This is a genomic window from Roseivivax lentus (assembly GCF_900156805.1).
GTDB lineage: Bacteria > Pseudomonadota > Alphaproteobacteria > Rhodobacterales > Rhodobacteraceae > Roseivivax > Roseivivax lentus.
In genome coordinates this window covers 39979-63688 of the sequence record NZ_FTOQ01000008.1, presented here as the reverse complement: position 1 = coordinate 63688, position 23710 = coordinate 39979, and the positions used below count along the sequence as shown (strand labels likewise).

Here is a 23710-nt window from a genome sequence, read left to right as displayed (position 1 = left end):
GGGGCGCCGGCCTTTGTTCACGGGATCTTAACCGTGGCGGTCCAGGCTTCGGGGCATGGCTTTCGTACATCCCTTCGTCACTGGCGTGACACTCTATTTTGCGGTTGCGCTGGCGCGCCCCGGCACCTCGCTTCTGGTCGACGAGATCGATCTCCTGCGCGCCGCGGTGCGGGACGTTCTGCGCAAGCGGCCGTTCCATATCGATGCCTTCGTGGTGCTGCCGGACGGGCTGCACGCGGTCTGGACGCTACCCGAGGGCGATCCGAACTACTCGGAACGCTGGGGCAGCGTGAAGGTGCATTTCTCGCGCCATCTGCGCCGCGCGGGCCGGGCGCCCGATCCGCCGCCGGGGCGGTTGTCGGCCAAGGCTGCCCGCCGCGGCGAGGTGGGCATCTGGGCCCAGGGCTTCACCCGCCGCGTGATCCAGGATGCCGAGGATTATCGCGCCGCGGTGGCCGCCTGCCACGAGGCGCCGGTCTTCCACAAGCTCGCCAGGCGGGCCGAGGACTGGCCGTACTCGTCGCTGCACCGCGACCGGCGGCTGGCCGGCCACTTGGGCGGCGCTGCCGCCGCCGCGCGGCCTCTTCCACCCGCGCAGCCCGCACAGGCGTCGTTGTTCGCGCAGGCGTAGCCCGAGACGAAAAGCCCCCCGCCGCGAGGCGAGGGGCGCATGAGGATCGGGCGGGGTCGCGCGGGGCACGCCGCGCGAGGATTACCGCGCGAATTTCTTGTGCTTGATCCGCTTGGGCTCCAGCGCGTCGGCGCCGAGGCGGCGCTTCTTGTCTTCCTCGTAATCCTCGAAATTGCCCTCGAACCATTCCACATGGGCCTCGCCCTCGAAGGCCAGGATATGCGTGCAGATCCGGTCGAGGAAGAAACGGTCGTGCGAAATCACCACCGCGCAGCCCGCGAAATCCGTCAGCGCATCCTCGAGCGCGCGCAGCGTCTCGACATCGAGATCGTTGGTCGGCTCGTCGAGCAGCAGCACGTTGCCGCCGGATTTCAGCAGCCGCGCCATGTGCACCCGGTTGCGCTCGCCGCCCGAGAGCTGGCCCACCACCTTCTGCTGGTCGCCACCCTTGAAGTTGAACGCCCCGCAATACTTGCGGCTGTTAACTTCCGCATCGCCGAGCTTGATGACTTCCGCCCCGCCCGAGATCGCCTGCCAGACCGTGTCGGTCGGATTGAGGTCGTCGCGGCTCTGGTCCACGTAGGACAGGTCCACCGTATCGCCGAACTCGATCGTGCCGCCGTCGGGGGTTTCGTTGCCGGTCAGCATCTTGAACAGCGTCGACTTGCCCGCGCCGTTCGGGCCGATCACGCCCACGATGCCGCCCGGCGGCAGCGAGAAGGTCAGATCCTCGATCAGGAGCTTGTCGCCCATCGCCTTGTTCAGGTTGGCGACCTCGATCACCTTGTTGCCGAGGCGCTGACCGTGCGGGATGACGATCTGGGCCTTGCCGACGCGCTCGCGCTCGGACTGGCTCGCCATCTGCTCATAGGCCTGGATCCGCGCCTTGGACTTGGCCTGCCGCGCCTTCTGGCCCTGCCGCATCCATTCCAGTTCGCGCGACAGCGTGCGCTGCTTGGCCTTGTCCTCGCGCGCCTCCTGCTCGAGCCGCTTGGCCTTCTGCTCCAGCCACGAGGAATAATTCCCCTCGTAGGGAATGCCGCGCCCGCGATCGAGCTCGAGGATCCAGCCGGTGATCGAATCGAGGAAGTAGCGGTCATGGGTGACGATCAGGATCGTGCCCTTGTAGTCGATCAGGTGCTGCTGCAGCCAGGCGATGGTTTCCGCGTCGAGGTGGTTGGTCGGTTCGTCGAGAAGCAGCATGTCCGGCGCTTCGAGCAGCAGCTTGCAGAGCGCGACGCGGCGCTTCTCGCCGCCCGAAAGCGTGGTGACATCCGCGTCGTCGGCGGGGCAGCGCAGCGCCTCCATGGCGACGTCGATCTGACTGTCGAGATCCCAGAGGTTCTCACCGTCGATCTCGTCCTGCAGCTGCGCCATCTCGTCGGCGGTCTCGTCCGAATAGTTCATCGCCAGCTCGTTGAAACGGTCGAGCTTGGCCTTCTTGGCGGCCACGCCCAGCATCACGTTGCCGCGCACGTCGAGGGCCGGATCGAGCTCGGGCTCCTGCGGCAGGTAGCCGACCTTGGCGCCTTCCGCGGCCCAGGCCTCGCCCTGGAAGTCCTTGTCCATCCCGGCCATGATCTTGAGCAGCGTGGACTTGCCCGCGCCGTTGACGCCGACGACGCCGATCTTCACGCCGGGCAGGAAGTTGAGCTTGATATTCTCGAAGCAGGTCTTGCCGCCCGGATAGGTCTTGGAGACGCCATCCATGTGGTAGACGTATTGATAGGCTGCCATGTCCGGCCCCCCTTTGTTCGCGCATGTGACGTGTTGCCGGCTCTCTACGGGATTTGGCGCGACACTGGAAGGGGCGGCATGTGGTCCGGCGCAATGGCCCCGCGGCGGCGCGATGATTGCCTTTCGCCGCGATCCGGTGTTTCACCGCGTCCAATGAATGAAGCGGGTCCGAACAGCATGCAACGCGGCGATCATGGCCTGTCCCTGCCGGATGGCGTCCGGATCGGGCTTTTGGGCGGCTCCTTCGATCCGCCCCATGCGGGTCACGTGCATCTGAGCCGCGAGGCGCTGAAGCGGTTCGGGCTGGCGCGGGTGATCTGGCTCGTCTCGCCGGGCAATCCGCTGAAGGCCGAAGGACCCGCGCCGCTTTCGGAGCGACTGGCGGCGGCGCGCGCCCTGACCGGCCATCCGCGCATCGAGGTGTCGGATATCGAGGCGCGGCTCGGGACGCGCTACACCGCCGACACGATCGCGGCGCTGCAGGCGCTTTATCCGCGGGTCGCCTTCACCTGGCTGATGGGGGCGGACAACCTCGTGCAATTCCATCGCTGGGACCGCTGGCGCGAGATCGCCCACCGCGTGCCGATGGGCATTCTCGCGCGGCCCGGATCGCGGATGGCCGCGCTTAACGCGAAGGCTTCGCGGTGCCTCGCGGAGGCGCGTCTGCCCGCCCATGCGGCGCGAGCCCTGCCGAGCGCCGAGGCACCTGCCTGGTGTTTTCTGAACATGCCGATGAGCCCGCTCAGCTCAACCGCGCTGCGCACTGCCCGGGCGGGCGGGTAGCGCGAAAGACCGCCATCCGAGCCGGACCAAGATCACGTCCGCGCCGATGATGACGGCGAGCCCCGCCCAGGTCGGCGTATCGGGCAGATCGCCGAAGACCGCTCAGCCCGTGAACAGCGGCGCGAGGCTTGTACGGTCACCAGAAACTTTGCCGCCCTATCGCCTGCGGGGATGCATGGCATCGCCAGCGCCATCAGGAGAAGGGCCCGCCACATGACAATTGCGCTACCACCGCGCGGGATCGCCGAAAAGCCCCGCGGGCGTCCTTGTTCTGCCCAAGGCGGGTGTATTAACTCCGGGGCATGACGCGTATGCTTTCCCGAAGACGGCTTCTGGCCGGAATGGCGGCGGGACTCGCCGCGGGGCCGTCGCTTGCCGCGGCGCCCGAGACTTCGCTGCGCCCGTTGGCGCGCGCGCCGGATTTCCTCGTCAAGACCGTGCCTTCGCTGCAGGAGCTGGTGGCCGGGGCGCGGCTTGGCGGCGCGACCAGCGTGGCGGTGGCGCATGTGGCTTCGGACCAGATCCTCGAGGATTATGCCGGCACGCTGAGCCTGCCGCCCGCCAGCGTCGCCAAGGCGCTGACCGCCGCCTATGCGCTGGAGGCGCTGGGCCCGGAGCATCGCTTCGTCACGCGGCTTCTCGCTACCGCCGAGGTGTCGCCGGACGGCATCCTCGACGGCGATCTGATCCTCGCGGGCGGGGGCGATCCGACGCTCGATACCGATAGGATGGCGGAACTCGCCGCGGCGATGAAGGCCGCGGGCCTGCGCGAGGTGCGCGGGCGCTTCCTCGTCTGGGGCGGCGCGCTGCCGCGGCTCGACGGGATCGACGCGTTGCAGCCCGATCATGTGGGCTACAACCCCGCGATCTCGGGGCTGAACCTCAATTTCAACCGAGTGCATTTCGAATGGCGCAGGGCGGGCGCCGATTACAGCATCACCATGGACGGACGGTCGGCCAGGTACCGGCCGGAAGTGTCGATGGCCCGCATGGTCGTCGTCGCGCGCCGCGCGCCGATCTACACCTACCGCGATACGGGCGGGCGCGACGACTGGACCGTCGCCAAATCCGCGCTGGGCAATGGCGGCGCGCGCTGGCTGCCGGTGCGCCAGCCCGAGCTTTACGCGGGCGAGGTCTTCCAGACCATGGCGGGCGCGCAGGGCACGCGGCTGAAAGCGCCCGAGCTGCTGGAGACGCTGCCCGAGAGCACGATCGAGGTGGCCCGGGTCGAAAGCGAGGACCTGCCCGGGATCCTCGAGGACATGCTGCGCTATTCGACCAACATCACCGCCGAGATCGTGGGCCTTGCCGCCAGTGCGGCGCGGACGGGCGCGGTGCCCGAAAGCCTCGCCGCCTCGGCCGAGGCGATGAACAGCTGGGGGCGCGAGGTGCTGGAGCTCGAACGGATCGCCTTCGTCGATCATTCGGGCCTGGGCGATGCCAGCCGCATCTCGGCGGTGGACATGGTCCATGCGCTGGTGCGGCTCAGGGCGCGCGGCACGCTGAAACCGATCCTGAAGGAAATCCCGCTCGAGGACGAGACCCGCACGCCGCTGCCCGATGCGGGTGTCGAGATCCGCGCCAAGACCGGGACGCTCAATTTCGTGTCGGGGCTCGCGGGGTTCCAGACCCTGCCCGACGGGACCGAACTGGCCTTCGCGATCTTCTCGGCCGATCTGGGGCGGCGCGCGGCGCTGAGCGAGGCCGAACGCGAACGCCCGCCGGGCGGACGGACCTGGAATGGCGGCGCGAAACGCCTGCAACACGCCTTGCTGCGCCGCTGGCGCGCGGTATACGGGCCGGTCTGAGAGCCGGTAGTCCCGGGCGCGCAGAGACAGGAAGGACAGAGATGGCAATCAGGATCTCCGACGATCTGCGGCTCGGCACGCGGACGGGACTGCCCGACGCGCTCCGGGTTCTGGTGAAGGAATATCCCCGCACCGGCTGGGAGGCGCATGCGCATTTCACCGGTCTCGTCGAATTCTGGCTCGGGCGGCACGGCATGTTCCGGCAGATCTGCGCGGCGCTGCGCGAGGATGCCGAGGCCGAGATGGACGGCAAGCTCGACCCGCGGATGCGCAATCAGCGCCTGTCGCGCTATGGCGGCATGCTGCTGAATGAGCTGCACGGCCATCACCAGATCGAGGACCACCATTACTTCCCAAAGCTCGTCGGCCTCGACAGCCGGGTGGCGCGCGGCTTCGATATCCTCGAGGCGGATCACGACGACATGGACGGCCTTCTCGCGCGCTTTGCCGAGCATGCCAACGGCGTGTTGCAGGGCAAGACCGAAACCGGGCGCTTCCGCGAGGAACTGCTGTCCTTCGAGGCGCTGCTCGACCGGCATCTCAACGACGAGGAAGAGCTGATCGTGCCGGTGATCCTGAAGAACGGACCGCAGGGCCTGCACTGACGGGCCGCTGCGCCCGGCCTAGTCGACCGACGGGAAATGCAGCCGCGCGCTGAGGCCGGGGCCGTTGTCGCCGAGCGAGAGGGTGGCGCGATGGGCCTGCGCGATCGCCGCCACGAGCGCGAGGCCAAGCCCGTTGCCGGGCGTCGTGCGGCTGCGCTCCAGCCGGTAGAGGCGGCGGGTGACAAGGTCGCGTTCCGCCTCGGGAATGCCGGGGCCGCGATCCGACACGCAGAGCACCGGGCCGTCCGGGTTCCGGGCCACCGACACGGTGATCGGCGTGCCGCCGCCGTGGCGCAGTGCGTTCTCCAGCAGGTTGGCCAGCGCCTGGCCCAGCAGCGCGCGGTCGCCGGTCACCGGGACGGGGGTCTCGGGCAGATCGGTGCCGAGCGTCACGCCGGCCTCCTCGGCGGCGGGTTCGTAGAGCTCGGCCATCTCGCGGGCGATCTCGGTCAGGTCCACCGGGGCGGCATCGGCCCGGGCGCCCGCGCCTTCGATCTGGGCGATCTGCAGCAGCGCGTGGAAGACCTGCACGGCGCGATCCGCCTCGGCGCGGGCGCGGTCGGCCAGCGGAGCGCGGGGGTCGTCCTCGGTGGTCTTCGACTGCAATTCGTCCAGCAGCACCGCGATCCGCTGCAGCGGCGTGCGCAGGTCATGGGCGATGTCGGCGCTGACCTGGCGCAGGGCCTCGGTCGCCGCTTCCTGCCGCGCGGCCATGCGATTGACGCCGCGCCCGATGCGGGTCAGGTCGTCCTCGCCCGCCGCGCCGGGATCGTAGCGCGCCGTGAGGTCGCCCGCCGCGATCCGGCCCAGCGTCGCCTCGATCCGTTCCACCCGGCGCGCCGAGCGCCGGGCGATCAGCGTGCCGAGGCCGAGCGACAGCACCACCGTGGGCAGGAGCGACAGCGCCAGCAGCCACAAGAAGGTGCGGCGCAGATCCTCCACCCGTTCGAGGCTTTGCGCGATCACCAGGATACCCGAGGACAGCCGCCGCACCTCCTGCAGGTAGCCGGTATGGGACAGCGCCCGCCCGTCCGAGGCGCTGAGGATCACGTTGCCCTCCGACAGCCGCGCATCGGCATTGCCCGCGCGCAGGCCATCGTCGCCGATAAAGAGGTAGACCCGGTCGCGCGGGTCGGAGGCACGGGCGCGCACCTCGACGAGGCGGCGCAGCGCATTGGGCGTCGCGGTGATGTCGAGGCCCGCGATCTCGGCGGTCAGATCGGCGCGGATCGCGGCCTCGGCCTGGGCCTTCAGGGTCACGTAGGCCCCGCCCAGCGTCACGAGATTCACCGACGCGAAGACCAGCACCAGCCAGAGCGCGATCCGCACCGGGGTGGAGCGGATGATGTTCGACAGGCTGGCGCGGGGCGTGTTCATTCGGTGATCTTGTAGCCCGCCCCGCGCACGGTGACGATCAGATCGCGTTCGAACGGTTTGTCGACCTTGGCGCGCAGCCGCGAGATATGCGTCTCGACCACGTTGGTCTGCGGATCGAAATGGATGTTCCAGACGCCTTCGAGCAGCATCGTGCGGGTCTGCACCCGGCCCTTGCGGCGCAGCAGGTGTTCGAGCAGGGCGAACTCGCGCGGCAGGAGGTCCAGCGGCTGACCGCCGCGCGTGACCGTGCGGCGCACCACGTCCATCTCCAGGTCGCCCGCGCGCAGCACCGTCTCGGCGGCATCCGACATCGGCAGCCGGCGGCCGAGTGCGGCGATGCGCGCCGAGAGCTCGCCGAAGGCGAAGGGCTTCACGAGGTAATCGTCGCCGCCCGCCGAGAGCCCCTCGATCCGGTCGTCGAGCCCGCCCATGGCGGTCAGGAAGATCGCGGGTGTCGTGACCTTGGCGGAGCGCAGCGCCTTGACCAGCGACAGCCCGTCGAGATCGGGCAGCATCCGGTCCACCACGATCACATCGTAGGGATGCGACATGGCCAGGCTCAGCGCCTCGCGGCCCGAAGTCATGTGATCGACCGCGTGTCCCTCTTCGGTCAGGCCGCGGGTGATGAAGTCCGCCGTGGTGGCGTCGTCCTCGATGACAAGTATCTTCATGGGCATGGCCCTCGGAATGGTCTCAACCGGCCCGTGAGACAAGGGACGCGCGCGTCGCCGTTTCAAGGCCCGGCGCCCGCCATATACGGTCTCTGGCGCGCCTGTGAGAAACCTTGCGAAATTGTAATCCCGGGGCCTGTGCGGCTGCAATCTTGGTGTTCAATCTGTTGCAGGGAACCGGGGGCGGCGCGCGCCCCGCGGTCGGATATGAGATCAATCCGGATCACCGGGAGAGAACAGACATGACAAGAACCACTGGACCCGCGAAGACCTACCTGACCGGCGTTGCGCTGGCCGCGCTGGTTGCCACCGGCGGCGTGCTGAGCGTCGCACCCGGCGCCACGCCCGCGACCGCAGCGCCCGCGATGGGCACCGATTACGTCGACCTCGTCGCGGAACTGACCCCGGCGGTCGTCACCATCGAGGTGACCCAGCTTGCCCGCACCGCCTCGGCGGAGATGCCGCAGGAGCAGCGCGATTTCATGGAGGAATTCCAGAAGCGCTTCGGCATGCCGATGCCTGGCATGCCCGGTCAGCCGGGCCGTCCCGGCGGCGAGATGAAGGGGGCGGGCACCGGCTTCGTGATCTCCGAAGACGGTCGCATCGTCACCAACGCCCATGTCATCGACGGCGCCGACGAGGTCACCGTGACCTTCGAGGATGGTCGCGAATTCACCGCCGAGGTGGTGGGCGCGGATCCCGCGACGGACATCGCCGTGCTCGACATCGAGGCCGAGGGCCTGCCCTTCGTCTCCTTCGGGGACAGCACCACGCTGCAGGTCGGCCAGAACGTGATCGCCGTCGGCAACCCCTTCGGGCTGGGCACCACCGTGACCACGGGCATCGTGTCGGCACTGGGCCGCAACATCAATGCCGGGCCCTTCGACGACTTCATCCAGACTGACGCCGCGATCAACCGGGGCAATTCCGGCGGGCCGCTCTTCAACGAGATGGGCCAGGTCATCGGCGTGAACACCGCGATCATCTCGCCCACCGGCGGTTCGGTCGGGATCGGCTTCTCGGTGCCGTCCGAACTGGCCTCGGCCATCGTCGAGGACCTGTCCGATGACGGCACGGTGGAGCGCGGCTGGCTCGGCGTGCGCATCGCGCCCGTCAGCGACGATGTCGCCATGGCGCTGGGCTTCGACGAGGGCACCGGCGTGATGATCGAGGACGTGACCGCGGACACCCCCGCCGAGGCAGCGGGCTTCAGGAAGGGCGACATCGTCCTGTCGGTGAACGGCGAGGGCGTCGAGACCCCGCGCGATCTGACCCGGGCGATCGCCACGCTGCGCCCCGGTGCCGAGGTGGACATCACCTATCTGCGCCGCGGCGAGGAAACCCAGGTGACGGTGACGCTGGGCGACCGGTCGAACATCGACGCCTGATCGGGCACGCCCCGGCGGGCGGCCCCAAGACGAACCCTGCCGGGGCGGCGGGAAGGCGCGGGTTGCCAGACCCGCGCCTTTCTTTTTGCGCCGCGCCTGCGGGCTCGCCCACAGGGACGCGCGGGCGGGCCCGGTCAGCTTGCAGTCGCGGAGGTGGTCTTGCGCGAGGCCGTCTTCGCAGGGGCCTTCTTGCGCGCGGTAGTGCTTTTCTTCGAGGTGGCGGTCCGCGTCCCCGACTTGGCGGCGGTCTTCGCCTTCGAAGCCGCCTTGGGAGAAGGCCGCGCGGGCGCCGTGGCGATCCGCGCGAAGGTCGCGGGCAGGCGGAAGGGCAGGCGGGTCTGGGTGCGCGGCGCCCCCACGCCGCGCCCGCGTCCGCGGAAGCCGTCGCGGACGAGGTCGTGAAAGGCGATGAAGCTTTCCTCGTAGCTCGAGATCGCCGCCTCCTCGGGGCCAAGCGAGACATCGCGCTCCACCCCTTCCTTCCAGTGATTGGTGAAGCGCGCGCGGTCCGGCCAATGCGCCGCGACCTCGGTCTGGATCGCGCGGCGGGCGGTCAATTGCCGGCTGTCGGCGTAATGCAGATGCGCGAGGTGCAGGCCCGGCGCGACGTAATACTCCACGTCGAGCGCCCGGTGCCCGCCCGGACGATAGAAGACCGGGCGGAAGCTCACCGCGGGCTTCGTGTAGCCCGAGGCCCAGAGGCCGTAGCGCCGCTGCGTCCAGATCGGCGCGGAATCGTCGAAGGGCGCGTCGAGGTCGGGATGCTCCACCAGGTCGAAGCCCGACGCGAAGACGCAGGGCCGGTCGCGCCATTGCGCGAGCACCTGATCCAGCGGCCGGTCCACGTCGCTGGCGAAGACCAGTTCGTCGACATCGCCGGTGATGACGCAATCATAGGTCTCGTGCAGCTCCGCCTGCCGGGTGTTCAACTCGTGCCAGCGCGCATCGTCGAAATTGGCGAGATCGTCGCGCGGATAGGCGATGATGCGGGCGCCCTGCGCGATCTCGCGGATTTCGGGCTCGTCGCCATGGCTGAGGATCACGCAATTCTCGCGTCCGATCTGGGCATCGTAATGCCGGAGCCACTGGCGCAGGTACCAGTGGTCGCGATAGACCATGGTGAGGGCGGCGATCTTCATGGCGGCTCACTGCTCTTGTCTTTTGGGCAGGGTAGGGCCTGCGGGCGCAGCCGGTAAAGGGGCGCCGTACCGGAAGGGGGCGATCTGTGTCCGCGCGGTGTCGGGGCGCGGGCTGCCGGGCCGCGCTCAGGCGTCTTCGGGGATGCGGGCGCGGCATTCGGCGGCGGCGGCCTCGGCTCCCGGGCGCAGCACCACGATCTGCGCGGCAAGCTCGTCGCGGCGGCGGCGCAACTCTGCTTCATCGACCTCGACCCGGATCGTGCGGGTGCGGGTCAGGTCCTCGAAACAGGGCACGCGCCGGTCGAGCGATGAATCGTAGCAGGTCGTGTAGAACGGCACGGTGGTCTCCACCGTCTCGAGCGCGTAGCCGCGGGCCAGCGTCGCCTCGATCTCGCGCAACTCCTCCTCGGCGGCCCAGAGGCTGCGATTGGCCTGTTCCACGCACCGCTCCAGCGGGCTGAGGCAAGCCGCAAGCAGCAGGCAGGACGGCAGGAGGAAGAGGGGGCGCGGAAGACGCATCGGGGGCTCTCGGACAGGGGCCGGTCTGGCGGGACGTGTCGATCCATCATAGTCTTGCGAGAACGATGCGGAAAGGTGGGAAAGATGCGGGTCATGCAGAAGGCGCGACGGATGTTCTGTGCGGAGGGGGCGCGTGTGGGCCTGGCCGCCGCGCTGCTGGTCGGCTGCGCGCCGGAGACGGAGACCGGGCGGACCGAAGCGGATCTCGATCCCGACCGACATGTCTGTCTGCCGACGGCGGAGGGCGGCGTTCTGCAGCGGCTGCCTGAGGGGCAGGAGCCCGACCCGGACCGGACCGTGCGTTATCTGCCGCCGGGCGCGATGATGACGATGGATTACCACCCCGACCGGCTGAACGTGCGGACCGACGAGACCGGCGCGGTGCGCGAGCTTTTCTGCGGGTGATCCGCGACGGGGGGTGATCCAGATCAAGGCGCCGTCCGTCCGCGCGTGTCACTCAGGCGGAAAAGGAGGACCCTTCATGTATCACAACATTCTCATTCCCGTGGCCCCCGACCATCCCGAACGGCTGTCCGAACAGCTTTCGGTTGCCCGGGCGCTGGCCGCGGACGGGGCCAAGATCACCGTGGTGTCGGTGATCGAGGCGGTGCCGCTTTACATCGCCGCCGAAGTGCCCGCGGTGATCTTCGAACAGGCGCAGGACGAGGCGGAAGAGGCGCTGAAAACGGCGCTGAAGGACGAGGCGGACGTGACGCTTCAGGTGGTGCACGGCCATGCACCGACGCTGATCCTCGACAAGATCAAGGATGTGGGGGCGGACCTGGTGGTGGTGCGGTCGCACAAGCCGGATATGAGCGATTGGTTTCTGGGCTCGACCGCGGGCCGGGTGGTGCGGCATGCGCCTTGCGGGGTGCATGTCATCCGCTGACCCGCGCTGGAGGCCGGGGCGCGCCCCAACGCGCCCCGGTGGTTTTTGAGGGCGATCGGCCTTCGGCATGGGCCGACGGCGCGCCTGTCAGGTCCGAACGGCGGCGCCGCGCGGGCCCGCGACGAGCCAGGCGAGGAAGCCCAGCACCGGCAGGATCAGGATCGCCAGCGTCCAGAGAATTTTCGCCAGCGTCGAGGCGCCGGAGGTCAGGGTCTGGTAGATCGCGTAGATATCCAGAACGAGGATGATCAGTCCGAGAAGGCCGTATTCCATTGTCATGCTCCAAAGTTGCAATCAATATACAGGTTAACGAAACCGTGAGGGAATGGTTCCGCCCGAAAGGTGGATCGAAGCACAGGGAGGATCACGAGATGACGGAAACGCGACGGATCGGAGCGCTGGCGCTGGTGCTCGGCATGGCCATCGGTGGGCTCAGCCCGAACGGGGCGGAGGCCGAGGAGGCGGTGAACATCACGCGGGATCTGCCCTCGGTCACCGTCGAGACCGGCGGCGGCGCGGTCGAGATCAAGCGCATTCAGGACGTGGACAACGTGCTGACCGGCGCCTTCGCGCGCACCTCGCGGCCCTGTCCGGATTTCTGCATCCAGCCGATGCAGCCCGCCCCGGGCGTCACCACGATCGGCGAGCTGGAATTGCTGGCGGCCCTGCAGGACCCGGAGGTGACCGTGATCGACAGCCGCGTCCGCCCGGATTGGGAAACGGGCACGATCCCGGGGGCCATCTCCATGCCCTATACCGAAATGCCCGACCGCCTGCACGAATTGGGCTGCGAGCCCGATTTCGACGGGTTCGAATGCGGTCCGGACGTCGGCGCCATCGTGCTGTTCTGCAACGGGCCCTGGTGCGGACAATCGCCGACCGCGATCCGGCGCATCATCGAGGCGGGCTTTCCGGCCGAAAAGATCAGCTATTATCGCTGGGGCATGCAAGGCTGGCGTCTGCTGGGCCTGACCGTGGCGGGCGGGTCCTGATTTCGGCCCCGTGCTTGGGGACTTGAAGAGCGGCGGGCGCGCCGAATGTCTGCGTGACGAACGGAGGTGACGATGGAAGCGTTTCTGGATGTGCTGGGGGCCGTGTCGCTGACACTTCTGGTGCTGATCGGCCTGTTGTCGGGCTGGATCGCCAGCGTCATCGCGGGCGGGCACCGCGTCCGCTACATCGTGCTGGGCGTGGTGGGCGCCGTGGCGCTGCCCTTCCTTCTCGCCGCGCTCGGTGTCGGTATCCTCGCCGCGGGCGGGCTGATCGCGATTCTCATCGCGGCGCTGATCGGCGCGGTCATCGTGCTGGCGCTGGCCCGCATGCTCGAACGCTAGGGCCCGGAGGTCAGCGCTCAGGCGCAGAAGGCGGCGCGCAGCTGTAGCGCGTGCCGTCCGGCAGGTGGCAGAGGGCCGTGAAATACCCCTCGGACAGGCTGCCGTAGCGCGGCAGGAGATGGTCGCGGTCGGCGGCGTCGAGGTAATCCGAACAGGCCGCGACGTAATAGGTCGAGACCCGGTCGGGTGCGAGATACCAGGCATCGAAGGCAAGGGATGCGGCGCCGGCGAGATCCGCGCCCGCCGCCCGCGCCTCGGCAAAGGCCGCGGCGATATCGGCCTGCATCGGCCAATCGGCCAGCGCCTGCCACATCGCCGGCGCACCCGCCCGCGCAAGGGCATCCGCGATCACGAGGCTGGTGACGGAGGCATCGGCCTCCATCGCCGCCACGGCCTGCGCGTAATCGCCCATCGCCAGCGCGCGGTCGGGACAGACCGCGCTTTCGTATTGCGCGGCGTGGCGCAGCTCATGCACCAGCACCGCCATCATCAGCGGCGTCTCGAGCCCGTCCGAGAGGACGATCCGGCGCGTCTCGGGTTCGAAATAGCCCTGCGCCTCGCCCGGGCCGTCCCGCAGGCAGATCGCCGCGACCGTGTCGTCGAGCGTGCGGCGCAGGGCCGCATATTCGTCGAGCGCGGGGGCGAGCGCATCGAGCGCCTGGGTCACCCCGGGCAGATCGGTGAAGGGGGCCGACGCGCAACTCAGCGGCTGCGCCGCGAACGGCGCGGCGCAGGTCAGGGCGAGCGCCGAGGCGCGCGCGAGGCTCAGCACGGATCGGGCCGGATCGGGGTCATCGCGGCGAGTTTCGGCGCAAAGACGGCGCGCTGTAAAGCCGGGCTAGCGTTTCTTGCGCCGCTGCACGTTGCCGCCGCGCATGCCCCCGCGTCCGGCGGTGGAGCGCCCCGTGCGTCTCGTTGCCTCTTCCGAGGCCTTCTCGACCGCCTGCTGGCGCGCCATGGGGTCGTCGGCCACCACCAGGTCTACCGCCTCGAGACGCTTGACCTCGTCGCGCAGCCGCGCGGCTTCCTCGAATTCGAGGTTCTCGGCGGCCTTGCGCATGTCCTCGCGCAGCCCCTCCAGCACCGCCTGCAGGTTCGATCCCTGCGCCTTCGGGTCGATCTGGGCGGTGACGCGGTTCATGTCCACGTCGCCCTTGTAGAGCCCGGCCAGGATATCCTCGACGTTCTTCTTGATTGTCGCGGGCGTGATGCCGTGTTCCTCGTTATAGGCGATCTGCTTTTCGCGGCGGCGGTTGGTCTCGCCGATGGCGCGCTCCATCGAGCCGGTCATGCGGTCGGCATACATGATGACGCGGCCCTCGGCGTTGCGCGCGGCGCGGCCGATGGTCTGGATGAGCGAGGTCTCCGAACGAAGAAAGCCCTCCTTGTCCGCGTCGAGAATGGCCACCAGCCCGCATTCGGGAATGTCGAGGCCCTCGCGCAGAAGGTTGATGCCGATCAGCACGTCGAAAGCGCCGAGCCGCAGGTCGCGCAGGATCTCGATCCGCTCGATCGTGTCGATATCCGAATGCATGTAGCGCACGCGGATGCCCTGTTCGTGCAGGTATTCGGTCAGATCCTCGGCCATGCGCTTGGTCAGCACGGTGCAGAGCACGCGGTAGCCGTCCTGCGCGACCTTGCGGATCTCGTCGAGAAGGTCGTCGACCTGCGTCTCGACGGGCCGGATCTCAACCTGCGGATCGAGCAGGCCGGTGGGCCGGATGATCTGTTCGGTGAAGACGCCGCCGGTCTGGTCCAGCTCCCACGCGGCGGGGGTGGCCGAGACGAAGACCGATTGCGGGCGCATAGCGTCCCATTCCTCGAACTTCAGGGGGCGGTTGTCCATGCAGGAGGGCAGGCGGAAGCCATGTTCGGCCAGCGTGAACTTGCGCCGGTAGTCGCCTTTGTACATGCCCCCGATCTGCGGCACCGAGACGTGGCTTTCGTCGGCGAAGACGATGGCGTTGTCGGGAATGAATTCGAAGAGGGTGGGGGGCGGCTCGCCCGGCGCGCGGCCCGTGAGGTAGCGCGAATAGTTCTCGATCCCGTTGCAGACGCCCGTGGCCTCCAACATCTCGATGTCGAAATTCGTGCGCTGTTCGAGCCGCTGGGCTTCCAGCAGCTTGCCCTCGGCGACGAGCTGGTCGAGCCGCATGCGCAGCTCTTTCTTGATCTCGACCACGGCCTGTTTCATCGTCGGGCGCGGAGTGACGTAATGCGAATTGGCGTAAATGCGGATCCGGTCGAAACTGCCGGTCTTCTGGCCGGTCAGCGGGTCGAATTCGGTGATCGCCTCCAGCTCCTCGCCGAAGAAGGAAAAGCGCCAGGCGCGATCTTCGAGGTGGGCCGGCCAGACTTCCAGAACGTCGCCGCGCACCCGGAACGAGCCGCGCTGGAAGGCCTGATCGTTGCGGCGGTATTGCTGCGCCACGAGGTCCGCCATCACCGCGCGCTGGTCGTATTCTTTGCCGGTGAACAGATCGACGGTCATCGCGCCGTAGGTCTCGACAGAGCCGATGCCGTAGATGCAGGACACCGAGGCCACGATGATCACGTCGTCGCGCTCCAGCAGCGCCCGGGTGGCCGAGTGGCGCATCCGGTCGATCTGTTCGTTGATCTGCGATTCCTTCTCGATATAGGTGTCCGAGCGCGGCACGTAGGCCTCGGGCTGGTAGTAATCGTAGTAGCTGACGAAATACTCGACCGCGTTTTCCGGGAAGAACTGCTTGAACTCGCCGTAAAGCTGCGCGGCCAGCGTCTTGTTGGGCGCGAGGATGATCGCCGGACGCTGGGTTTCCTCGATCACGCGGGCCATGGTGAAGGTCTTGCCGGTGCCGGTGGCGCCCAGCAGCACCTGGTCGCGCTCGCCCGCGCGGATCGCCTCGGAGATCTCGACGATGGCGCCGGGCTGGTCGCCCGCGGCGCTGTACTCGGTATGCATCACGAAACGCCGGCCGCCTTCGAGCTTTTCGCGCTCGGCGACGTGCGGGGCCGGCGCATGCAAGAGCGCGGGCATCTGTGCGGGGTTGTTGTTGTGCATCGGGCGGGCTTCCTTCTGGCCTGCTACACTTGCGCCCTGCCAGCGGGGTTTCAAGGGGGCCGGAAAACCGCGCAGAGGCCCGCCGCGCGGTTTTGCTTGCCCGCAAAAGCCTGCCCATGCCAAGCTTGCCCCGGGGGAGGCGCCGCATGGACAGGGCCGTAGGCGACGCACGCAAGACGCTGGATGCCGCAGAGATCGGCGCGCTGGCGCATCTCTATCGCGGCGAGGTCTACCGGTCGACGCTGTGGCGCACGCGGCTCGACACCACGACGAACTGGGCGGTGGTGACGCTGGGGATCGCGCTGTCGATCTCCTATTCCTCGCCCGCGGCCTCGGCGTTGCCGCTGATCCTCGTGGGTATCCTCATCTGCTTCTTCCTCACGCTCGAGGCGCGGCGCTATCGCTATTTCAACGTCTGGCGCGCGCGCTGCCGCTGGATGGAGACGCATTTCTTCGCGCCGATGCTGCATGACGGCGATCTGCACATGGAGGATGGCTGGCAGAAGACGCTGGCCGAGGATTACTGGGCGCCGCGTTATCACGTGTCGATGTGGGTGGCGCTGGGGCGGCGGATCCGGCGCAATTATTTCTGGATCCTGCTGATCCAGAGCTCGGCCTATACCGGCAAGCTCGTGGTGCATCCCACGCCGGTGGAGAGCCTCGCGGATTTCTCCGGGCGCGCCGCGATCGGCCCCCTGCCGGGCTGGGTCGTGCTGGCGCTGGGCGTGGTTTACTGCGCAAGCTGGGGCGCCGCGTCGGTCTGGAGCTGGCATGACGACCGCCAGCGCGCGCGACGGCGGCACAACCCGGCCAGCATGGGCTGAGGTCAGCGCCGGACGTAACCCTTGGCAATCTCGGCGATGCGGTCGAGCCCGAGGATCGGGGGCAGGAGCGTCAGGAAGGCGCCGTCCCCGTCGAGCAGGTAGATATGGCTGCCATGGGCGTAGACGGGCTGGCCCGACGGGTCGGTGAAAAGCACCTCGTGCTCGACCGCGAAGAGGTCGTAGACCGGCTTGAGGTCGGCCGCGCTGCCGGTCAGCCCCTCGAAGGCGGGGTGAAAGCGCGCGAGCGGCGGGCCGATCGTCGCGACCGTATCATGGTCGGGATCGACGGTGATCATCACCGGGCGCGCATCGATGCCGCCCGCGGCCAGCGTATCGGCGGCGGCGGCCATGGTGGGCAGCGCCACCGCGCAGATCGAGCGGCAATTGGCGTAGCCGAAGAAGACGAGCTGCAGATCGGCCCCCGGCGCGGCCTCGGTCCGGGGCGCGCCCGACTGGTCGGTCAGGGTAAAGGGCCCGCCGAGCGCGATGGGAAAGGGCGCCGGCGCGGGCGTCTCGGACGCCGCGCCGCCCGCCGCGAGGCAGAGCGCGAGAAGGGGCGCCAGCCGCCTCATTCGATGCCGAGCCAGTCCTTGAGGAACGCCTCTTCCTCGGCCACGCCGAGACCCAGATAACCTTCGGCGGCGATCTCGGCGCGGATGCGCGGGTCGCGGCGGAACCATGGCCCGTCGCCCGCGGCCTCGGGATTGGCCTTGGCCCACTCGTCGGTGAAGCGGTTGGTGGGTGTCCACTCGCCATCGGGCAGGGCACGGATGCGCTGGACCTGGTAGACATGGGTCGCGCCGTTCTCGGGGTTCTCGATCATCAGGCCGTCGACCTCGACCGTCTGGCCGCAATAGGGCGCGAGATCGGCCGCGGCCCCGGTGAAGATGGGCTGGTTGTTCTTCAGCGGCATGATCAGCGCGTCGTCGGCGCTGCGCAGCAGGGCCGATTGGCGCCCCGGCGCGCAGGCATCGTCGCATTGGCCCGAGAGCACGCAGATCGGATCGACGACCTCGGCCTCGAAGCGGGCCTTCTGTTCGCCCCAGAGGCCCCATTCATTGGCCTCCGATCCGGCGGAGAAATCCTGCGCTGCGGCAGGGGCGGCGAGGCTGGCGGCCAGCGCCAGTGCGGGGAACATGCGGCGCATCTCAGTTCTCCAATGCATCATCGGGGATCGCGAAGCCCGGCGTGACGCCGTAATCCTCGTGATTGAGATTGGTGATGTCCATGTCCGAGACGACGTCCTCGACCATGATGTAATTCAGCCCGTCGCGCTGGTAATGCAGGCCCTCGGCGCGCACGGTGTGCGACGCCAGCGTCAGCGCCGTGTCGCCGCCCGCCAGCTGATCGGTGCCCGGCAGCTTCAGGACCATGTAGACGGTGCCGTCGGGGGTCAGCAGCCCCACCGGGATGCCGCCCGCCGAACACCAGAGCGCGCAGGTGTGATGCGCCGAGCCCACGACCGCGTCGGGCCCGCCCATGACGCCCGAGAAGTAGCACCAGGTGTCGATGATCTCGCCCTCCACGGTGATCGGCGTGCCGCCCTCGGCCTGGGCCATCGTGGCCGATACCGCCATGAAAGCGGCCCCTGTCCATCGTCTCATCGCGTCCTCCCGTCCTGAATGTCCTGCCCCCAGCCTACGCATTTTGGTGTGACATTGCGTCACGAATGCGTGGCCGGTCCGTGCGCGGCCCCGTGCGGGCGGATGCCTTGCCAAGAGGCGGGATTTTGACGATAAGCGGCGCAGAGATCGACGGAGGTCACCATGCGCGCACGCATCTACCAGCCCGCCAAGACGGCCATGTCTTCGGGCTTCGCCAAGACCAAGAGCTGGGTTCTGGAATTCGTGCCCGAGACGGCGCGCTCGGTCGATCCGCTTATGGGGTGGACCTCGTCCTCGGACACGCAGGCGCAGGTGAAGATGCAGTTCGACACCAAGGAAGCCGCGGTCGAATACGCCGAGGATCACGGCATCGACGCGCAGGTCTTCGAGCCCAAGCGGCGCAAGCACAACGTGCGGCCCAAGGGCTATGCCGAGAACTTCTCCTATACGCGCCGGTCGGTCTGGACGCATTGAGCTTGTCCGTCCCGCCGGGGACGTTCTAGAACGGCGCCAGCGGTCCCTTAGCTCAACTGGATAGAGCAGCTGACTTCTAATCAGCAGGTTGAGGGTTCGAGTCCTTCAGGGATCGCCATTTCAGACGTTTGCCAAGGGCCGGGAGGCGCGCCGTGCGGGCGATGCTCAGTCCGGGTCGCGACGCTATTCCCTTTGTCGCATGACCTACGCGCGGTCCCGTCGGGTGCTGTCGCGGGGCATCAACGCGTAGCCGAGGTCGCGGACCTTTGCGTCCGGGTCGCGGCCTTCGATGCGCGCAAGAAGCATTTCGATGGCCAGCTTGCCCATCTCCCGCCGGAAGGTGCGCACGCTGGTGATGGACGGGTGCGCGGCCGCCATGACCTCGAGGTCGTTGAACCCGCAAAGGCCAAGCTCCGGACCGATGGCGATGCCCCGTCGCAGGGCGGCGAATTGCACGCCAAGGGCCAGATCGTCGTTGTTGCAGAGAATGGCGTCGGTCTCGGGCGCCTGCGCCAGAAGCTGCGCCAGAAGGGTCTCGCCCAGGGCCACGCTCGACGGCGTGGTCGTGGTCACGACCCGGGCGCCCTCGGTGATGCCTGCCGCCGCGAGGGCGTCGCGGAAGCCTTGCAGACGCCGCTCCGACCGGGGGTCCATGCGCGCGCCGATGAAGGCCGGGCAGCTGTAGCCCCGCGCGATCAGGTGCTCCGTCGCAGTTCGGGCCGCATCCCGGTGCGAGAAGCCGACCATCATGTCGATCGGCGCATTGCCGAGATCCATGATCTGCACGATCGGGCAATCGGCGGCCTCGAGCAGGGCGCGGGAGACGGGGGACTGGTCCACCCCGGTCACGATCAGTCCCGCGGGCCGCTGGCCGAGGAAGACGCGGATCAGCGCATCCTCGATCCCGGGGGCATAGCGCGTATTGCCCAGCTGCGCGTTGAACGGCTGGCCCGCGATCGTGTCGTAAAGCCCCGCGAGGACATCCGCGAAGACGGAGTTGGTGACCGACGGGATCAGCACGCCGATCACGTTGGAGCGCCGCGAGGCCAGCGCGCTCGCCGCGGGATCGGGCACGTATCCGAGCTCGGTCACGGCCTCGGCGATTCGCGCGCGCAGCTTCTCCGACACCATTTCGGGACGGCGCAGCGCCCGGCTGACGGTGATCGACGAGGTCTGCGCACGGCGTGCCACATCCTCCAAGGTCACGCGATGCGGGGCTTTTTCCGGGGCTTTGGTCATTTTTGGCTCCTTACGGAGTCTATCCTTGACCGATGACAGCGCTGTCAACTAATGATAGCGCTGTCATTCGGCGAACAGCCGCATTTCGGGAGGGGATTGCGTGACACATGTGCTGGTCATGGGAGTGTGCGGAACGGGCAAGTCGTCCGTCGCCAGCCGCCTGGCCGACCGTCTGGGCACGCAGTTCATCGAGGCCGACAGCTATCATTCCGCCTCGGCCGTCGCGCGGATGAGCCGGGGCGAGCCGCTGACCGATGCGGATCGCTGGAGCTGGCTCGACCGGATCGCGGAGGCGGCCCGAGAGGCGGGCGGGGACACGGTCATCGCCTGCTCCGCGCTGAAGCGATCCTACCGTGACCGGCTGGCGGCGGCGCTGGAAGACCTCCGGATCGTGCATCTGTCGGGCTCCCGGTCGCTCGTTGCCGAACGGATGGCCGGGCGCAAGGATCACTTCATGCCAGCCAGCCTGATCGACAGCCAGTTCGCGCTTCTGGAGGCCCCGGACGGGGAGGATGTCCTGACCATCGATATCGCCCGTCCGGTCCAGGAGATCGTGGACGCCGCCGAGACTTTCGCGACCCGGACACGCCCTTTGGCGTGACCGGCTTTCATTTCACCAAGGGAAGAGGACCCATCACATGAAACATCTTACAATCGCAGCCCTTCTGGCCAGCGTCGCAGGCACCGCCTTCGCACAGGACATCACCCTGCGCTTCCAGTCGTCCGACCCGGCGGGCAATCCGAATTTCCAGCTTCAGCAGCAATGGGCGGAAAGCGTGTCGGAGAAGACCGGCGGAACCATCGAGATCAACCTGCTGCCGGTCGAGTCGATCGTCGCCCATAACGAGACGCAGGACGCCATCGCGGCGGGCATCCTCGACGGACACGTGACCGACACGTCGTATTTCTCGGGCAAGGACCCGGCCTTCGGCCTGATCGCGAACCCGGTCGGTGCCTATTCCGACCCGCAGGAAATGTTCGACTTCATGAACGAAGGCGGCGGCAAGGAGCTGATGAACGAGCTCGTGCAGCCGTATGGCCTGCAATTCATCGGCGCGACCACGCCGGGCCTCGAGGCCTTCGTCTCGAAGGTGCCGCTGGAGGGGGTCGACGACCTTCAGGGTCTGAAGATGCGCGCGCCCGAGGGCCTCGTGCAGCAGGTCTTCGCGGCGGCGGGCGCGGCCCCGGTCAACCTGCCGGGCTCCGAGGTCTTCACCTCGCTCGACAAGGGGGTGATCGACGCGGCCGATTACACCGTCTTCTCCACCAACCAGGCGCAGGGCCTGCACGACGTGGCCAAGCACCCGGTCTATCCCGGCTTCCACTCCATGCCGCTGGTCGAGATCTCGATGAACAAGGCCAAGTGGGACAGCCTGACCGCCGAACAGCAGGCTGCGCTCGAGGAATCGGTGGAAGAGTTCGCGCAACTGCAGGTGTCGACGCTGCGCGAGGCCGATCAGGAGGCCGTCGAAGCGGCCAAGGCCGCCGGCGACATCACCGTGCATGACTGGTCCGCCGAGGAGCGCGCCAAGTTCCGCCAGATCGCCCAGGGCGAATGGGAGAAGGTCGCGGCACGGTCCGAGAACGCCCAGAAGGTCTATGACGCGCTGACGTCCTACCTGACCGAAGCCGGGCTGATGTAAGCGGCGCGATCCGCGATCAGACAGCGGGCCGGCACATGCGCCGGCCCGTTTTTTCGATAGGGGAGGGGACAATGAGCGATCACCAGGCCACGGACGAGACGGCCCGCGAGGCACCTGCGGGGCCGATCCCGGAGGCGGGTCTTCTCGGGCGCGCGATCTCGAAAGCGGGGCTGATCTTTGCCGCCGGCATCGTGCTGGCGATGCTGATCCTGATCCAGGAGGTCGTGCTGCGCTACTTCTTCAACGCGCCGACGACATGGGCCCACGAGACGACGATCTTTCTCTGCGGCGTCGCCTTCATCTATGGCGGGCTCTATTGCGCCGCCCGCGACCGTCACATCCGTGTCGTGCTGATCTACGACGCGCTGTCGCCGCGCTGGCGCAAGGTGTTCGACGTGACCATCTCGCTCGTCTGCGCCGCCGCCTCGATGATGTTCACCTATGCCGCCTGGCTGATGGTCCAGCGCGCCGCCTTCACGCCGTCGGGGGCGTTCCGCCTCGAGCGGTCGGGCAGTGCCTGGGATCCCGTCTATCCGGGCCTGATGAAGGTCTTCCTTCTGGCGGTTCTCGCCGTGATGGCGCTGCAATTCCTCATCCTGGCGTTCAACTACGCCCGCGGGAGACGCTGACATGGAAATCTTCGGATCGCTCCAGGGGCTCGGCGTCGAGACCGCGACCTATCTCATGTTCGGGATGTTGCTGCTGCTTCTCGTCACGGGCATCCCGCTGGCCTTCGTGACGCTGCTCGTCGCGCTGATCTTCGCGCTGGGCTGGTTCGGCCCGATGGCGGTTCCGCTGATCACGAGCCGGGTCTATTCCTTCGTGTCGTCCTTCGTCTTCGTCTCGGTGCCGATGTTCGTGCTGATGGCGGCGATCCTCGACCGGTCGGGCATCGCGCGCGATCTCTTCGACGCGATGAAGCTAGTCGGCGGACGGTTGCGCGGCGGTGTGGCGATCCAGACCATTTTCGTCGCGGTCATCCTTGCCGCCATGTCCGGCATCATCGGCGGCGAGATCGTCCTTCTGGGCCTCATCGCGCTGCCGCAGATGCTGCGCCTCGGCTATGATCGCAAGCTCGCCATCGGCGTGGTCTGCGCAGGCGGCGCGCTGGGCACGATGGTACCGCCCTCGATCGTGCTCATCATCTACGGGCTGACCGCGAATGTCTCAATCGGAGAGCTGTTCACCGCGTCCTTCCTGCCCGGCCTGATGCTGGCGGGGTTCTACGTGACCTACGTGCTGGTCCGGTCCTACCTCAACCCGGCCATGGCGCCGATCCTCGAAGAGGAGGACAAGACGCCGGTCGGCGAGCGGCTGAAGCTGCTCAAGGGGCTGATCCTGCCGATTCTCGTGGTGATCGGCGTGCTGGGGTCGATCTACGGCGGCATCGCCTCGGTCACCGAAGCGTCGGCGGTGGGTGTCCTGGGCGTGATCCTCTCGACCATCCTGCGCGGCGAGTTCACCCTCGCGCTCTTGCGCGACGCGGCGCTTCAGACGCTGCAGACCGTCGGCATGATCGTCTGGATCGGCATCGGCGCCTCGGCCCTCGTGGGGGTGTTCAACCTCATGGGCGGGATCGATTTCGTCTCCTCGCTGATCACCGGCATCTCGGAGGACCGGCTCTACGTGCTGCTCTTCATGATGGGGATCCTGTTCCTTCTGGGCATGTTCCTCGACTGGGTGGGGATCGCGCTTCTGGCAATGCCGATCTTCGTGCCGATCATCACCGATCTCGGCTACGATCCGGTGTGGTTCGGGGTGCTGTTCTGCATGAACATGCAGGTGAGCTTCCTCTCGCCGCCCTTCGGCCCGGCCGCGTTCTACCTGAAATCGGTGGCCCCGCCCGATATCAGCTTGGGCGAGATCTTCCGCGCGCTGCTGCCGTTCATCGCGCTGCAGGTCCTGGCCCTTGCCGTGCTGATCGCTTTCCCGGGTGTCACCGGGCGGTGAGGCTCGTTGAGACCCGCCAGCACGCCCGGGCTGGCGGGGTTTGTCGCAGGCGTCG

At 68.0% G+C, this 23710-nt stretch carries 27 protein-coding genes and 1 tRNA gene; 16 read left to right on the top strand and 12 right to left on the bottom strand.

Annotation, left to right across the window (positions count from 1 at the left end):
- Nucleotides 1-55: 55 nt before the first annotated feature.
- Entirely contained in the window at nt 56-631 is a 576-nt protein-coding gene (locus BW990_RS13505; protein ID WP_076448594.1) for an REP-associated tyrosine transposase, read from the top strand.
- Nucleotides 632-712: 81 nt separating this feature from the next.
- On the opposite strand, the gene ettA is transcribed toward BW990_RS13505, so the two are convergent.
- Complete coding sequence (gene ettA, locus BW990_RS13500; RefSeq protein ID WP_076448592.1) at nt 713-2368, bottom strand: energy-dependent translational throttle protein EttA; 1656 nt, start codon at nt 2366-2368, stop codon at nt 713-715.
- Nucleotides 2369-2545: 177 nt separating this feature from the next.
- On the opposite strand from ettA, the gene BW990_RS13495 reads away from it, so the two are divergent.
- The 3 genes from BW990_RS13495 (at nt 2546) to BW990_RS13485 (ending at nt 5564) form a co-directional block, all read left to right on the top strand.
- The gene (locus tag BW990_RS13495; protein WP_076448591.1) at nt 2546-3151 is read left to right on the top strand and encodes a nicotinate-nucleotide adenylyltransferase; all 606 of its coding nucleotides are present in this window, start codon (nt 2546-2548) and stop codon (nt 3149-3151) included.
- Between the two features lie 302 nt (nt 3152-3453).
- Nucleotides 3454-4959 (top strand): D-alanyl-D-alanine carboxypeptidase/D-alanyl-D-alanine endopeptidase, encoded by a 1506-nt coding sequence (gene dacB, locus BW990_RS13490; RefSeq protein WP_076448589.1) that lies wholly within the window; start codon nt 3454-3456, stop codon nt 4957-4959.
- A 41-nt stretch (nt 4960-5000) separates the two neighbouring features.
- A complete protein-coding gene (locus BW990_RS13485; protein WP_076448587.1) occupies nt 5001-5564 on the top strand; it encodes a hemerythrin domain-containing protein in 564 nt (187 codons plus the stop codon).
- A gap of 18 nt (nt 5565-5582) precedes the next feature.
- Here BW990_RS13485 and BW990_RS13480 read toward each other — a convergent pair whose 3' ends face one another.
- Together BW990_RS13480 and BW990_RS13475 are read right to left on the bottom strand one after the other, a co-directional pair.
- Nucleotides 5583-6941, bottom strand: a complete 1359-nt coding sequence (locus tag BW990_RS13480) for a sensor histidine kinase (RefSeq protein ID WP_076448586.1) — start codon at nt 6939-6941, stop codon at nt 5583-5585.
- Nucleotides 6938-7612 (bottom strand): response regulator, encoded by a 675-nt coding sequence (locus BW990_RS13475; RefSeq protein ID WP_076448584.1) that lies wholly within the window; start codon nt 7610-7612, stop codon nt 6938-6940. The genes BW990_RS13480 and BW990_RS13475 overlap by 4 nt, the downstream gene beginning before the upstream one ends.
- 242 nt (nt 7613-7854) lie before the next feature.
- On the opposite strand from BW990_RS13475, the gene BW990_RS13470 reads away from it, so the two are divergent.
- A complete protein-coding gene (locus tag BW990_RS13470) occupies nt 7855-9000 on the top strand; it encodes a S1C family serine protease (RefSeq protein ID WP_076448583.1) in 1146 nt (381 codons plus the stop codon).
- Between the two features lie 134 nt (nt 9001-9134).
- Here the strand turns inward: BW990_RS13470 and BW990_RS13465 are convergent, their stop codons facing one another.
- Together BW990_RS13465 and BW990_RS13460 are read right to left on the bottom strand one after the other, a co-directional pair.
- A complete protein-coding gene (locus BW990_RS13465; RefSeq protein ID WP_076448581.1) occupies nt 9135-10139 on the bottom strand; it encodes a glycosyltransferase family 2 protein in 1005 nt (334 codons plus the stop codon).
- Nucleotides 10140-10265: 126 nt separating this feature from the next.
- Nucleotides 10266-10658, bottom strand: a complete 393-nt coding sequence (locus BW990_RS13460; protein WP_076448579.1) for a hypothetical protein — start codon at nt 10656-10658, stop codon at nt 10266-10268.
- A 93-nt stretch (nt 10659-10751) separates the two neighbouring features.
- On the opposite strand from BW990_RS13460, the gene BW990_RS13455 reads away from it, so the two are divergent.
- Entirely contained in the window at nt 10752-11063 is a 312-nt protein-coding gene (locus BW990_RS13455; protein WP_234990259.1) for an I78 family peptidase inhibitor, read from the top strand.
- 76 nt (nt 11064-11139) lie between these two features.
- Nucleotides 11140-11547: a universal stress protein gene (locus BW990_RS13450; protein WP_076448577.1), complete on the top strand. Its 408-nt coding sequence runs from the start codon at nt 11140-11142 to the stop codon at nt 11545-11547.
- An 87-nt stretch (nt 11548-11634) separates the two neighbouring features.
- Here BW990_RS13450 and BW990_RS13445 read toward each other — a convergent pair whose 3' ends face one another.
- A complete protein-coding gene (locus tag BW990_RS13445; RefSeq protein WP_076448575.1) occupies nt 11635-11820 on the bottom strand; it encodes a PLD nuclease N-terminal domain-containing protein in 186 nt (61 codons plus the stop codon).
- 98 nt (nt 11821-11918) lie between these two features.
- Here BW990_RS13445 and BW990_RS13440 point away from each other — a divergent pair, with 98 nt between their 5' ends.
- Complete coding sequence (locus BW990_RS13440) at nt 11919-12539, top strand: rhodanese-like domain-containing protein (protein ID WP_327214088.1); 621 nt, start codon at nt 11919-11921, stop codon at nt 12537-12539.
- Nucleotides 12540-12611: 72 nt separating this feature from the next.
- Entirely contained in the window at nt 12612-12881 is a 270-nt protein-coding gene (locus tag BW990_RS13435; RefSeq protein WP_076448573.1) for a GlsB/YeaQ/YmgE family stress response membrane protein, read from the top strand.
- A gap of 10 nt (nt 12882-12891) precedes the next feature.
- On the opposite strand, the gene BW990_RS13430 is transcribed toward BW990_RS13435, so the two are convergent.
- Together BW990_RS13430 and uvrB are read right to left on the bottom strand one after the other, a co-directional pair.
- Nucleotides 12892-13653 (bottom strand): DUF6782 family putative metallopeptidase, encoded by a 762-nt coding sequence (locus tag BW990_RS13430; protein WP_076448571.1) that lies wholly within the window; start codon nt 13651-13653, stop codon nt 12892-12894.
- 66 nt (nt 13654-13719) lie between these two features.
- Nucleotides 13720-15921, bottom strand: coding sequence for an excinuclease ABC subunit UvrB (uvrB, locus tag BW990_RS13425; RefSeq protein WP_076448569.1), 2202 nt, complete (start codon nt 15919-15921; stop codon nt 13720-13722).
- Nucleotides 15922-16067: 146 nt separating this feature from the next.
- Between uvrB and BW990_RS13420 the strand changes: the two genes are divergently transcribed.
- Nucleotides 16068-16745: a DUF2270 domain-containing protein gene (locus BW990_RS13420; RefSeq protein WP_076448567.1), complete on the top strand. Its 678-nt coding sequence runs from the start codon at nt 16068-16070 to the stop codon at nt 16743-16745.
- A 2-nt stretch (nt 16746-16747) separates the two neighbouring features.
- On the opposite strand, the gene BW990_RS13415 is transcribed toward BW990_RS13420, so the two are convergent.
- The 3 genes from BW990_RS13415 to BW990_RS13405 are packed head-to-tail and all read right to left on the bottom strand — an operon-like array spanning nt 16748 to nt 18349.
- The gene (locus BW990_RS13415; protein WP_076448565.1) at nt 16748-17317 is read right to left on the bottom strand and encodes an SCO family protein; all 570 of its coding nucleotides are present in this window, start codon (nt 17315-17317) and stop codon (nt 16748-16750) included.
- Complete coding sequence (locus BW990_RS13410; protein WP_076448563.1) at nt 17314-17892, bottom strand: hypothetical protein; 579 nt, start codon at nt 17890-17892, stop codon at nt 17314-17316. Before BW990_RS13410 ends, BW990_RS13415 begins: the two co-directional genes overlap by 4 nt.
- A 1-nt stretch (nt 17893) precedes the next feature.
- Nucleotides 17894-18349, bottom strand: a complete 456-nt coding sequence (locus BW990_RS13405; RefSeq protein WP_076448562.1) for a hypothetical protein — start codon at nt 18347-18349, stop codon at nt 17894-17896.
- A 162-nt stretch (nt 18350-18511) separates the two neighbouring features.
- On the opposite strand from BW990_RS13405, the gene BW990_RS13400 reads away from it, so the two are divergent.
- Entirely contained in the window at nt 18512-18823 is a 312-nt protein-coding gene (locus tag BW990_RS13400; RefSeq protein WP_076448561.1) for an ETC complex I subunit, read from the top strand.
- 41 nt (nt 18824-18864) lie between these two features.
- Nucleotides 18865-18941: transfer RNA gene (locus BW990_RS13395), tRNA-Arg, on the top strand.
- Nucleotides 18942-19027: 86 nt separating this feature from the next.
- Here BW990_RS13395 and gntR read toward each other — a convergent pair.
- Nucleotides 19028-20062, bottom strand: coding sequence for an HTH-type transcriptional regulator GntR (gntR, locus tag BW990_RS13390; RefSeq protein ID WP_076448559.1), 1035 nt, complete (start codon nt 20060-20062; stop codon nt 19028-19030).
- Nucleotides 20063-20162: 100 nt separating this feature from the next.
- On the opposite strand from gntR, the gene BW990_RS13385 reads away from it, so the two are divergent.
- The 4 genes from BW990_RS13385 to BW990_RS13370 all read left to right on the top strand — a co-directional run bounded on the left by BW990_RS13385 (nt 20163) and on the right by BW990_RS13370 (nt 23655).
- On the top strand, nt 20163-20663 hold the full coding sequence (locus tag BW990_RS13385) for a gluconokinase (RefSeq protein WP_234990258.1): 501 nt from the start codon (nt 20163-20165) through the stop codon (nt 20661-20663).
- 37 nt (nt 20664-20700) lie between these two features.
- Nucleotides 20701-21705 carry a TRAP transporter substrate-binding protein gene (locus tag BW990_RS13380; protein ID WP_076448555.1) on the top strand — a complete coding sequence of 335 codons (1005 nt, stop codon included), beginning with the start codon at nt 20701-20703 and terminating at the stop codon, nt 21703-21705.
- Nucleotides 21706-21776: 71 nt separating this feature from the next.
- Entirely contained in the window at nt 21777-22334 is a 558-nt protein-coding gene (locus BW990_RS13375) for a TRAP transporter small permease subunit (protein ID WP_076448553.1), read from the top strand.
- 1 nt (nt 22335) lies between these two features.
- The gene (locus BW990_RS13370; protein WP_076448551.1) at nt 22336-23655 is read left to right on the top strand and encodes a TRAP transporter large permease; all 1320 of its coding nucleotides are present in this window, start codon (nt 22336-22338) and stop codon (nt 23653-23655) included.
- The last annotated feature ends 55 nt before the right edge of the window (nt 23656-23710 follow it).